We start from the raw sequence: 11,247 nt of genomic DNA, 5'->3' as shown, positions 1-11,247 counted from the left end.
ATTGATGATCCACAAATCTTCTTGGCCCCTTCCGTCTTCCCGCTTGCTGTGACCTTCCAGTGAAATGGAATGACCGCCGAGGATAAACCCACCATCTTGTATCAAATCAATGCTTTTTAAAACATCGTTACCGTTGCCCCCAAAGCTTTTTTGCCAATCCAAATCCCCCTTTTCGTCCATTTTCCATATCCAGTAATCAAGGCCATAAATATTATCAGCCATCTTGCTGCCTGATTTGCCGGAGATGGAACTGCCCACTAATATAAAACCATAATCAGCTGTGGGTTTGGCATCAAAAAGGTATTCGGCTTTGATGCCCCCATAGGATTTTTCCCAAAGGATGTCTTGGGAATATAACTAGCCAAAAACAAAAAATATAAATGTTAAGGGTAAAACCCTTTTGAAGTGGAATGTGTACATGGTTGGTTAGTTTTGAAAGCGGAAAATACTTAATGAACTCGTTTAACCACCAAGTAAAAGGCAGGGGACCATTACTAAATATGGGCAGGGAACCCTTAGTATTAATTTTAATTTCACTATCAAAGGCCCCTCACAAATTATCATTTGTTTTGTAACAAATGTAACTGTCGGGAAATTGCCTGCGCAGTATTTTTGCTTGGAAATTAAAAGACCATTGAGGTATTCTCATTAACATTTATTTAACCCTAAGCACTTAACAGCTATGATACAAACCCTCAAAAACCTGTTTGGACTTGGCCCAAAAACCGATTACAAAGTACTACTTCAACAAGGAGTTGAAATTATTGATGTAAGGACAAAAGGCGAATTTGTTTCCGGCCATATCAAAGGTTCAAAAAATATACCGCTAAACACTATAAACAGCAACCTAAATTATTTTAAAGACAAAGAGAAGCATTATATCTTATGCTGTGCTTCCGGCATGAGAAGCGGGACGGCACAAAGCCTTTTAAAGTCCAAAGGTTTCACTAATGTACATAATGGCGGCGGTTGGCAATCGCTTCAAAACAAAATAAAGTGATAAATAATTTATTAAAAGGCTGGACAGCTCTAAGAATTATCTATCTACTGATTGGCCTGGTTCTTATAATTCATACAATTATGGATCGTCAGATTATTGGCGTGTTTCTGGGTCTTTACATTTTTTTAATGGGACTTTTTGGATTTGGATGTGCCGGAGGAAACTGTGCTGTCGAACAAAACAAAAAGTGACATTATTTTTTTTTCAGATAGTTTGAATCCTGTAATTTTAAAAGAAAAATGTTTGGACTTTTTAAAAAGAAAAGCCCTGAAGAAAAATTTCAGGAAAAGTATCAAAAACTACTAAAGCAATCCTTTGAACTTTCAAAAACCAATAGATAGGCAATTGATAAAAAACAAGCTGAAGCACAGGAAGTTTTAATACAAATAGAAGCTATAAAAAAATAAAACCCCGCAGATTTATTAAGCCTGCGGGAATTTTATTTGAGAGCAGGCCTGTAAGCCGGGTTCTGTCTCATCCTCCGAAGCCTTTTATCCTCCGAAGCTTTTAAAGCGAAGGAGGGTGGCGAAGGAGGATAAGCCTTATCATTTATCTGGCCACAACATTACTGTTGTGGTCTATCTGCCTACCCTCCGGTATTGGGCGAGTAGCCCTCAAGCACCGGTTTACATGGCATTTCACCGCATAGAGTTTACCTGATTTCACTACAGCATTACCTGTACATTCTTTCTGTTGCACTAGTCCTTTCCCCGCTTGTGGCGGGAACGACGGGCGTTACCCGCTATGCTACTCTGTGGTGCCCGGACTTTCCTCCCTGAAATAAATCTCAGGGCGATAAGGCGGCCTGCGGTGCAAAGTTACAACTAAGTTGTTAATATCTCTTCAGAAAATATATTTGACAAATTCCTCAAAAATTAATTCAATATGTATATTTGTAAAGACTACTATTTCTATGGAACATTTCATTGTATCAGCCCGAAAATACCGCCCGACAACCTTTAAAAGTGTTGTAGGCCAACAGGCCATTACCAACACTCTTGAAAATGCCATAGAAAACAACCACCTTGCCCAGGCTTTACTTTTTACCGGTCCGCGTGGTGTGGGAAAAACTACTTGTGCACGAATTCTTGCAAAAAGAATCAACCAAAAAGCAATCGAAGACCCCAACGAAGATTTTGCCTTTAATATTTTTGAACTGGATGCCGCTTCAAACAATTCTGTTGATGACATCAGAAGCCTCACAGATCAAGTTCGTATTCCTCCTCAGACCGGAAATTACAAGGTCTATATTATCGATGAGGTGCATATGCTTTCACAATCGGCATTTAATGCATTTTTAAAAACGTTGGAAGAACCGCCAAAACACGCCATTTTTATTCTGGCCACTACCGAAAAACACAAAATTATCCCAACCATTCTTTCCCGTTGTCAGATTTTCGACTTTAAAAGAATTACGGTTTCCGATATAAAAAATCACCTGGCTGAAATTGCCCAGGCTGAAGGCATTCAGGCAGAAGACGATGCCCTTCAAATCATTGCCCAAAAAGCTGACGGTGCTTTAAGGGACGCACTTTCTATTTTTGACCGTGTGGTAAGTTTTTCCGGAAACAATCTCCCACGTTTGGCAGTTACTGAAAACCTGAATGTGCTGGATTACACTACTTATTTTGAAACTACAGACTTCATTTTAAACAATGATATTCCGGGTGCTTTGGTTTTGTTTGACGATATTTTGGCAAAAGGTTTTGATGGTCACCAGTTTGTTTCAGGTCTGGCATCCCATTTTAGGGATTTGTTGGTTTCTAAGCACTCTTCCACTATTGCTTTGCTTGAAGTTGGTGAACAAATCAAGACAAAATACTTTGAGCAATCCCATAAAAGTTCAAACGGATTTTTATTACGGGCCATCGAAATTGCAAACGATTGTGACCTGAAATACAAATCGAGTAAAAACCAGCGACTTTTGGTTGAATTGTGCTTAATGCAGCTTGCATCCATCAATGCTGTTGATGAAAAAAAAAAGATTCAACCCTACATCCAGCCCCCACAACCTAAAGTAAACGAACCCCAAGCTGTTGTCTCCGAAAAAGTTGAAGTTAAGAATGAACCTAAGCCCTATCCCATTCCCGAAAATGGCAACGTTCTTCAAAAATCTGAAGAAGTAAAAGTGGCTGAAGCCGAAGAACCAATCAAACCTGAAACGCAACCGGAAGTACAACCTGAACCAAATCGAAAAACTGTTCCTGAACAGAATGCAGAACGCATATCTGCACTTTCGCTGAAAAGCATTCAACAAAAAAGACAACTTGAACAGCAATCGAAAAACAAAACAAAAGTCACAGAAAAACTTCCTGAAGATGCCTTTTCGGAAACTGACCTTCAAACTGCCTGGCACGAGTATGCCAAAGTACTCCAGCACAAAGGTGAGCGCATTATTGCGTCACATCTGGATATGGTGCTTCCAACAGCAGAAAATAATGTCGTTCAGGTCACATATCCCAACGAGAGTATAAAAATCGAACTCGAAAGAGCGCAACAATCTTTACTGAATTTCCTTTCCAAAAAGTTGAATAACTATTCGCTTTCACTACAAATTGATGTGAATGAAAACGAACAACGCAACTATGTTTACACTCCAAAAGAGAGGTTTGATAAACTCAGGGAGAAATACCCTATTATGGACAAGATTAAAAAAACATTTGATTTGGACATTTAAAAAACAACACATGTTAGGTTTAAAACTTCCCACCGACCCGCGATGGGTCAGGATTGTTGAAAAAAACATAGAAGAAATACTCACCGACCACGCTTATTGTGAACAAAAAGCTGCATCAACAGCAATTTCATTGATTGTTTCTTTTCCTGAATACCCTGAACTCGTTGAAGAAATGGTAGCGTTGGTCAAAGAGGAAATCAGTCATTTTAAAATGGTTCATGACAGAATTCTGGCAAGAGGCTGGACTTTGGGCAGGGACCGGAAGGATGAATATGTCATCGCACTGCATAAGTTTTTTCCCAAAGGTGGCAGCAGAACCACACAATTGGTTCACAGGTTGCTTTATGCCGCGCTCATTGAGGCCAGAAGTTGTGAACGTTTCAGGTTGCTTTCCGAAGAAATTGACGATGCAGAACTAAGGGATTTTTATAGAAAACTGATGGTTTCCGAAGCCAATCATTACACCATGTTTTTAGGATTTGCCAGACAATATGGCAATCTGGATGAAGTCAATAAAAAATGGCAGGGTTTACTGGCTTATGAGGCCGAAATCATGAAAAACCTGGGCAATACCGAACGCATTCACGGGTAAAGAATTCTTATGTCAAAATCAACATGGATGTATCTTTTGATGGTTGTTGCGGCTGCTGTCACTGTATATGGCTTGATTACCGGTAAATTTCTCTTTTTACTGATTTTATTGCCACTTGGATTGTTTTGGCGAAAAAAAGGGAAATAATTTAAGTGTTTACTTCCATTTGGCTGGCCAGTTCTTCCCGGTACAGGCTTTTTACAATACCATCTGACAGACCGATTTTTGGTACATAAATTTTTCGGGCACGGCTCCATTTCATTGCAGAAAGGTAAATGCGTGTTGCATGAATGATCACATCTGCCCTATCCGGGTTCATATCCATTTCCACTACCCGATCTTCATAAGAATAGTTTCTGATGAGTTCATAATAATTAGAGAGGTAAATGTATGAAAGCGATTTGCCCATAAGTTTTCCGCTTTGCTTAAAAATACTATTGATATTTCCTCCGGAGCCTATAAGCGCTATTTTTTCGTAATTTTTAGTTTCTTTTTTTATCCATTCTTCCACTTCGTTCCAGATGGTGTCTGTAACCATATTGTTAAGCAAGCGCACTGTCCCCAAATTGAAAGACTTTGAAGTAATGGTTTTACCGTTGGAAAAAATGGTGAATTCGGTGCTTCCACCACCTACATCCACATAGAGAAACGTTTTGTCAACCATAATTAAATCCCTGATGTCAGTAGAAGCAATAATTGCAGCCTCATCATTACCGTCAATGATTTGAATATTGATGCCGGATTCTTTTTCTACCTTCCGGGCTATTGCTAAGCCATTGTTTGCCTCACGCATAGCCGAAGTGGCGCAAGCCCTGTATTTAACCACCTTATGAGAGTTCATCAATAACTTGAAAGCTTTCATAGTGTCGATCAGTCTGGAAGTATTTTCATAAGAAATTTTATTGGTCTGAAACACTTCTTCCCCTAAACGGATCGGCACCCGGACCAGCGAAGTTTTCTTGAATATGGTTTCTTGGCCTTCACGTTCAATAATGGTTGTAATGAGCAACCTTACTGCGTTTGATCCGATATCTATGGCGCCATATTTTTGAATCTTCATTCTAAAATTGTTATATTTTAATCTCTAATTTATTCAAATAGTAATTGTAAGTTTCATTTTGCGAACGGAAAGGAGGCAAATCGTTTTTTCTGTATGCATTGTCGTGTTTTGCCGAAATAATCCGTGCCTTAACATTGTCTTTCCAGCAAATATCAAATGTATCCTGAAGTTCCTTTTGTATGTCCTTGTCGTAAATGGGGCAGGTAATTTCCACACGGGTATCAAGGTTTCTGCTCATAAAATCAGCTGAAGAAATATAATATTTGGGCTGGCCTCCATTCTCAAAAATAAACAATCGCGGGTGCTCCAAAAATTTATCGATAATGCTGAGAACTTCAATGTTTTCACTTAAACCGGGCACTCCGGGTATCAAACTGCAAATGCCACGAACAATCATTTTTATTTTCACACCGGCATTTCCTGCCTCATAAAGCTTATCAATCATTGCAAGGTCTGAAAGGCTGTTTAACTTCAATTGGATGCCGTTGGGATTTCCGTTTCTGGCATTTTCAATTTCGGTATTGATCATTGAATAAATGGCATTGCGGGTGTAGTGGGGAGAAACGATTAAGTGCCTGTATTTTTTTACTTTGTAATTGATTTGGAAAAAATCAAATACCTTGTTGACTTCTTTCAGGATTTTCTGGCTTGCGGTAAACAGAGTATAATCTGTATAGATTTTGGCAGTAGATTCATTGAAATTTCCTGTGCTGATAAACCCATAACGCACTACTTTTCCTTTTTCAACACGGTCGATGACACAGGCTTTGCAATGCACTTTCAATCCGGGTACCCCAAAAATCACACGCACTCCTTCAAACTGCATCTGCTCGGCATATTTAATGTTGGCTTCCTCGTCAAACCTTGCCTGAAGCTCAATTTGTACGGTTACATCCTTACCGTTCTTTTTGGCGTTGATGATTGAACTGGCAATATTTGAAATTTCTGCGAGTCGATAAATGGTGATTTTAATACTTTTTACCTTGGGGTCTATGGCGGCTTCCCGTAAAAACTTTATCAAATAAGCAAACGATTGATAGGGGGCATAAAGCAAAAAGTCTTTTTTAGCAATTTTTTCGAGCACACTCCCCTGTAATACTAAACCGGGAACGGGAAGTGGTTGATTTTTCTCATAAAATAAATGTTTTAAACCCACATCGGGAAAATTCATATAATCTCTTCTATTGTGATAACGCCCCCCGGGAATGAGGCTGTCTGTCTCCTCTATTCCCATTTTTTTGAGGAGAAATTCAAGCGTGTCTTTGTCTATTTCTTTATCATAAACAAATCTTACTGGATCACCAATGCGGCGATCTTTTACGCTTTCAGATAGCTTCTCAAGGAAACTTTTACTTAAATCACTGTCAATATCTAACTCTGCATCGCGTGTGATTTTAATCATATTGGCTTGCAAGCTTTCATAATTAAAAATATTAAAAATAAAGTGCAGGCAATGCCGTATCAAATCATCTAAAAGTATGATATAATGGTTACTATCTTTTTGAGGGAGTTCTATAAATCTGTCTATAGATTTTGGTAATTCTATGAGTGTATAAACTTTATCTGTTGTAAAAACATCATCGTCTGGCTTCATGCACATTTTTACGATAAGGTAAGCCGCACTGTCTTTTAATAGTGGAAATTCATCTACTTCATTGAGAACTATGGTCATTAATGCCGGCCTCACTTTTTGCGCAAAAAAGTCTTTGATATACTCACTTTGATCTGGCGTTATTTCTGTTTCATCAATGACAAATACACCCTGTGCCCTTAATTCTGTTTGAATTTTGTTAAGAATTTTAAGACTTTCAGATTGTTGAGCAATTACAATGTTTGTTATTTGTTCTAAAAGATCTTTGGCTTTCACGCCTCCCAATTCACTTTTTCCCGTTTTACCGGCTAGATCGATTCGTTTGATCGTGGCATATCGCACTTTAAAAAACTCATCAAGATTGTTTGAGAAAATACCGAGAAAACGCAAACGTTCAATCAATGGAACTGAAGTATCTTCTGCTTCTTGCAAAACTCTGGCATTGAATTGCAACCAACTCAATTCTCTGTTTATGTAAGGGTTTTGATTTTTTGTCATTATTTTAAATGTTTTGGAAAAACCATGGCTTTGGTATTTCCTTGAAACAATCCTTTCCAACTGTCGGTATCAAAGTCTATTTGAACAAATCCGCAGGTGGGTAAATTGTCGATGTATTCATTCCCCAGTTTGTTGACGATGTGCGTGAGTCCGTAGTTGTGTCCGAAAACCATCAGAATATTGACCGTATCCGGTGTGTTTTCTATGGCATTTATAACTCCTTTTCCCGAAAAATCATACATTTCATGGTCAATGATAAATTTATCATCCGGCAAGGCAAATGCTTTTTTAAACTCCAATGCTGTTGTCAATGCCCTATTGGCGTCACTGGTTTTAATGAGGTCGGGCTTTTTAAAGTTGGCCGCCGCATAGTTTGACACTAAAACGATGTCCAGTTTGCCACGCCCATTGAGCGGGCGTCTGTGGTCATCCACATTTTCTTCCCAGGAAGACTTGGCGTGTCTTGTGATGTACAGTGTTTTCATCCTCTGCTTTACCCTCTCCATACTTCGACTCCGCTCAGTACTCGGAGAGGGAATTTATTAGTTATATTATGGTGCTAATCGTTCAATTTTCCAGTCAAAATCTTCGGTGAGCGTATATCTGATCCTGTCATGCAACCTGTTGGGCCTGCCCTGCCAAAATTCCATGGATATTGGTCGGACCAAAAACCCTCCCCAACTTTTCGGCCGGGGAACTTCGGTGTTTTCATATTTTTTTTCGAGTGTTGCCAATTTGTTTTCTAAAATTTCGCGTGAAGCGACTACCTCACTTTGGTCAGAAACCACGGCTCCCAACTGGCTTCCCTTGGGACGCGACTGAAAATAATTGTCAGAATCCATTTCTGAAGTTTTTTCAGCGATGCCTTTTATGATGACCTGACGCTCAAGTGTGGGCCAGAAAAACGACAAACACACTTTGGGGTGTGCTATGATGGATTTTCCTTTTTCGCTGTCATAATTGGTGTAAAACACAAACCCGTCTTCATTGTATTTTTTCAACAAAACCATCCTGTTTTTTGGGAAACCGTCAGTTCCCAAAGAAGCTACTGCCATAGCATTTGGCTCGTCAGCCCCGCCGTGTTCCACTGCCTCATAAAACCACGACCTGAACTGCTGCAAAGGGTTTGCATCAATGGTGGATTCAAGAAGTTCTTTCTTTTCGTAAGCTTTTCGAAAATTGCTTAAATCGTTTTGCATACTACGGATTTGGAGTGCAATTTACGTGTTTTTAAAAGAAATTAAAACAGGCTGCTGTGAAGAAACACTTAAATTTCAAAAGAAAAGCCCTGAAAAACCAAACGAAAGTTATAATCAGCGTCAATCTGTGTAATCTGCGGGAGAAACAGCCGAATATTGGCCCGCAGATTGCGCGGATTTTCGCAGAGCACTCAACTTAAAATTGTTTTAAAAAAAGACAAACAGTATTTATTCAAAAGAAGCCTGCTGTAAAATGAAAGCTCTTTAAATTTCAAATACTTTGAAATCGTCGGCCAGAAATGTGTTTTCAAACACGGGTCGTGCTTCATCCAAAAAGCGGTTTAGGTTGTCATAGCGTGTGGAGAAATGTCCTAAAATCAATTGCCCCACTCCGGCATCACGGGCAATGGTTGCGGCTTGTTTAGCCGAGCTATGCTTGGTTTTTTCACACAGGTGCAGGTGTTCATCCAAAAAAGTGGACTCATGATACAAAGCAGAAACCCCTTGAATTTGCGGAACAATTTCAGGTTTATAAACCGTGTCACTGCAAAAAGCATAGCTTTTGGGTGGATCAGGCGGAAAGGTGACGCTTTCGTTTGGAATGAGTTTTCCTTTCAAGTTGGTCACATCTGCACCGGCTTTCAATTTTCTGAAATAGCTGTTGTCAATTTTTGCGGCAACGGCAGCTTCCAGATTGAGTTTGCGCTGGCCAAGTTTTTCTTTGAATAAAAACCCATTTGCATACACCCGATGATCTAACGGTATGTTATGCACTTCCACCTTTTCATCCTCAAAAAGGAGTTGTGGGGTTTTTGAATCGAGTTCGTGAAAAATCAAGTTGTAATTGGTCCACGCTTTGCCCAGCTTGAGTTGCAGGGTGATGATTTCCTTGATGCCTTTTGGACCGTAAATGTTTAAATCGGCTTCACGGCCTAACAGGGTAAATGTGGAAATCAGCCCAATCAACCCATAAAAATGATCGCCGTGCAGGTGGGAAATAAAAATGTGTTTGACCCGGGCGAATTTCACCTTAGACTTTCTCAATGCCACTTGAGTGCCTTCGCCACAGTCAATCAAAAACAGATGCCCTCTCACATCAAGCAACTGTGACGTGGGATTGTGAAAGGTTTTTGGCGTGGCGGAATAGCAACCGAGGATGGTTAAAGTCATTGTTGGAATTTTGATAAATAGTGAACTGAATATAAAATCATTTAGTTTTGTTTAATGAAACATTTTATCAACGATTCGGATAATTTTCAGGATTCTGTGAGGTATGAAAAACTGAATAAATATAAACTATCTTTTCAGATTCTTCTATAGAAAAAAACATCAAAAATGGGAATTTTTTAAAAGGTATCCCTCTTAGGTTTTTGTATTTTAATTGATAAAAAGGGGTTTTTTCTAAACTTTGGTAAACATCTTCCAAATCACTGTTAAATGCTTTTAAGACATTTATAGAAATTTTGTTGTAGTAGTCAAAAGCATCAATGAGTTCCTGTTGTGCTCTTGGTAATATTACAAGCTTATAACCCATAAGTTTTACGGAGTTTCTCTAAATTTTCTCTTGCTGAAACAAACTCGTTTTTCTCAGACTCTAAGCGCTCATCAAGGGTTTTTATTTGTGCGTCAGAAAGTTCAAATTCCTGACTCTGATTTTTTTCATATTCTGCACCAATCATTTCCAAAAACTCTTGAAAAAATGACTGTTTGTTTTCTGGGACATTTACTTTATAGGAAACCATCTTAATGAAAATTAATGCGTTGCATTACAAAGCTACACTTTTTTTTGGAGAAGGGCTGGTTAGTGATTTATTAAATTTAAAAAAATAAACATCAAAAATAGGATAAAAAAAACCTTGATAGGTAGATGCGATGCTACTCGCGGCAAAACATGGTATTTAATAGACTTTTTAATTTTTGAATCTACAAATTATACTCTTATGGTTTAATAATTATAGCCTTATCAACGGCTTCCGCCATACTCAATAAATAAATACATTAAAAAAAGAGGAGACAAATATGATATTAAAAAATAAAAGTAAGTAAATACTTTAAACCTTAATGCTAACTTTAGGTTTTTCCTTAAAATAATTTCTTTTCTATTATTAATTTGATATATATAAAAATTAAATACATAAACAATGATCGCTATTAATAAAAAAAATCGGGGTAAAATAGAAAAATCAATTCTGAATAGGTAGAAAAAACAAATCACTATGAAAAATAAGTTTCCTGTTTGTGCAGCTGAAATGACAATCATTGGGAAAACTTGTGGAGAAGAGTCAGATTTATTATACTTTCCTGAATTATAAAAATAAAGGAAAAGTTTGTCATAAAAATTAATAAGTTCATTCATACTCTTAAAAATGCATATTTACAATTTTACATAAATTGTTAATAAAGCTCCTAAAAAATATATTCTCAATTAATTTAAGTTTTTTTAAGGTAAACTACAATTTTCTAATTTTTATCAAAACCCCAAATCCCGTTCAATTTCTTCCAATTCAATAACATCTTCGGCTTCCGGTAGTGTGGGTACTACGATCAATTCTTCAGGGATGACATCGGGGTCGATGGAATCGTTGATAATCACAAATGATTTTTTGGTTGCGCGGTGTTTGTTGGATACA

General features: G+C 38.1%; 12 protein-coding genes, 1 other RNA gene and 1 pseudogene. 5 read left to right on the top strand and 9 right to left on the bottom strand.

Annotated elements, in window-relative coordinates:
• Window positions 1-258: pseudogene (locus AC6F75_RS03345) on the bottom strand (T9SS type A sorting domain-containing protein); the annotation flags it as partial.
• Between the two features lie 424 nt (window positions 259-682).
• On the opposite strand from AC6F75_RS03345, the gene AC6F75_RS03340 reads away from it, so the two are divergent.
• Together AC6F75_RS03340 and AC6F75_RS03335 are read left to right on the top strand one after the other, a co-directional pair.
• Window positions 683-1,000: a rhodanese-like domain-containing protein gene (locus AC6F75_RS03340; RefSeq protein ID WP_500713534.1), complete on the top strand. Its 318-nt coding sequence runs from the start codon at window positions 683-685 to the stop codon at window positions 998-1,000.
• Between the two features lie 239 nt (window positions 1,001-1,239).
• Window positions 1,240-1,341, top strand: coding sequence for a Lacal_2735 family protein (locus AC6F75_RS03335; RefSeq protein WP_500713533.1), 102 nt, complete (start codon window positions 1,240-1,242; stop codon window positions 1,339-1,341).
• Between the two features lie 101 nt (window positions 1,342-1,442).
• Here the strand turns inward: AC6F75_RS03335 and rnpB are convergent.
• Window positions 1,443-1,812: RNase P RNA component class A (rnpB, locus tag AC6F75_RS03330), an RNA gene on the bottom strand.
• Window positions 1,813-1,913: 101 nt separating this feature from the next.
• On the opposite strand from rnpB, the gene AC6F75_RS03325 reads away from it, so the two are divergent.
• From AC6F75_RS03325 to AC6F75_RS03315, 3 genes are read left to right on the top strand one after another with little or no spacing between them, the layout of a single operon-like run.
• On the top strand, window positions 1,914-3,677 hold the full coding sequence (locus tag AC6F75_RS03325; protein WP_500713532.1) for a DNA polymerase III subunit gamma/tau: 1,764 nt from the start codon (window positions 1,914-1,916) through the stop codon (window positions 3,675-3,677).
• 10 nt (window positions 3,678-3,687) lie between these two features.
• Complete coding sequence (locus tag AC6F75_RS03320; protein WP_500713531.1) at window positions 3,688-4,269, top strand: tRNA isopentenyl-2-thiomethyl-A-37 hydroxylase MiaE; 582 nt, start codon at window positions 3,688-3,690, stop codon at window positions 4,267-4,269.
• A 9-nt stretch (window positions 4,270-4,278) separates the two neighbouring features.
• Window positions 4,279-4,416 carry a hypothetical protein gene (locus AC6F75_RS03315; RefSeq protein ID WP_500713530.1) on the top strand — a complete coding sequence of 46 codons (138 nt, stop codon included), beginning with the start codon at window positions 4,279-4,281 and terminating at the stop codon, window positions 4,414-4,416.
• A gap of 1 nt (window position 4,417) precedes the next feature.
• Here the strand turns inward: AC6F75_RS03315 and AC6F75_RS03310 are convergent, their stop codons facing one another.
• The 7 genes from AC6F75_RS03310 to AC6F75_RS03280 form a co-directional block, all read right to left on the bottom strand.
• Window positions 4,418-5,329 carry a Ppx/GppA phosphatase family protein gene (locus AC6F75_RS03310; protein ID WP_500713529.1) on the bottom strand — a complete coding sequence of 304 codons (912 nt, stop codon included), beginning with the start codon at window positions 5,327-5,329 and terminating at the stop codon, window positions 4,418-4,420.
• Between the two features lie 10 nt (window positions 5,330-5,339).
• On the bottom strand, window positions 5,340-7,418 hold the full coding sequence (gene ppk1, locus AC6F75_RS03305; RefSeq protein ID WP_500713528.1) for a polyphosphate kinase 1: 2,079 nt from the start codon (window positions 7,416-7,418) through the stop codon (window positions 5,340-5,342).
• Window positions 7,418-7,903 carry a SixA phosphatase family protein gene (locus AC6F75_RS03300; protein ID WP_500713527.1) on the bottom strand — a complete coding sequence of 162 codons (486 nt, stop codon included), beginning with the start codon at window positions 7,901-7,903 and terminating at the stop codon, window positions 7,418-7,420. Before AC6F75_RS03300 ends, ppk1 begins: the two co-directional genes overlap by 1 nt.
• A gap of 66 nt (window positions 7,904-7,969) precedes the next feature.
• Complete coding sequence (gene pdxH, locus AC6F75_RS03295; protein WP_500713526.1) at window positions 7,970-8,617, bottom strand: pyridoxamine 5'-phosphate oxidase; 648 nt, start codon at window positions 8,615-8,617, stop codon at window positions 7,970-7,972.
• A gap of 264 nt (window positions 8,618-8,881) precedes the next feature.
• Window positions 8,882-9,787, bottom strand: coding sequence for a ribonuclease Z (locus AC6F75_RS03290; protein ID WP_500713525.1), 906 nt, complete (start codon window positions 9,785-9,787; stop codon window positions 8,882-8,884).
• Window positions 9,788-9,854: 67 nt separating this feature from the next.
• On the bottom strand, window positions 9,855-10,151 hold the full coding sequence (locus AC6F75_RS03285; protein WP_500713524.1) for a type II toxin-antitoxin system RelE/ParE family toxin: 297 nt from the start codon (window positions 10,149-10,151) through the stop codon (window positions 9,855-9,857).
• On the bottom strand, window positions 10,141-10,359 hold the full coding sequence (locus AC6F75_RS03280; RefSeq protein WP_500713523.1) for a hypothetical protein: 219 nt from the start codon (window positions 10,357-10,359) through the stop codon (window positions 10,141-10,143). The genes AC6F75_RS03285 and AC6F75_RS03280 overlap by 11 nt, the downstream gene beginning before the upstream one ends.
• Between the last annotated feature and the right edge of the window lie 888 nt (window positions 10,360-11,247).

Source organism: Planktosalinus sp. (assembly GCF_059864935.1).
Note: the sequence above shows the minus strand (reverse complement) of the source record. Positions and strands in the feature narration are given on the sequence as shown.